Raw genomic sequence first — 542 nt, 5'->3', positions numbered from 1 at the left:
AACTTACAAATTATAGGGTCGCGTAGCTCAACTGAATAGAGTAGCTGACTACGGATCAGCCGGTTACAGGTTTGAATCCTGTCGCGATCACTTAATCCTCTGCATTTTATGTGGAGGATTTTATTTTTCCCCCATTTCATCGAAGAAATCGGGGCTCAGTCTGAAAACGGCTCAGTCTGAAACCTTGGGGGATTGCGTTAAAATTCTTATTTTTGCATCATGAAAACATCCTCTTCCCAAACGATTGATCCTGTTGCTTCTTTAAGCTTGTTCTTGCCTTCAGGAATCCTTGATTACTTTACCCTAGTCAATCATGTTTCTCAGGATACTTGCTTTATTCTTTATTTAGAGGAGAAAGGGCTCAGTCTGAAACCTTGGGGGATTGCGTTAAAATTCTTATTTTTGCATCATGAAAACATCCTCTTCCCAAACGATTGATCCTGTTGCTTCTTTAAGCTTGTTCTTGCCTTCAGGAATCCTTGATTACTTTACCCTAGTCAATCATGTTTCTCAGGATACTTGCTTTATTCTTTATTTAGAGG

1 tRNA gene is annotated in these 542 nt (G+C 39.5%); it reads left to right on the top strand.

The window, feature by feature from the left end:
* The first annotated feature begins 16 nt into the window (after positions 1–16).
* Positions 17–90 (top strand) — tRNA-Arg (locus HMPREF0106_RS00005).
* Positions 91–542 lie beyond the last annotated feature (452 nt).

The organism is Bacteroides sp. D22 (assembly GCF_000163675.1).
Taxonomy (GTDB): domain Bacteria; phylum Bacteroidota; class Bacteroidia; order Bacteroidales; family Bacteroidaceae; genus Bacteroides; species Bacteroides xylanisolvens.
The sequence above is the reverse complement of the archived record's forward strand: the minus strand, read 5'-3'. Positions and strand labels throughout refer to the sequence as shown.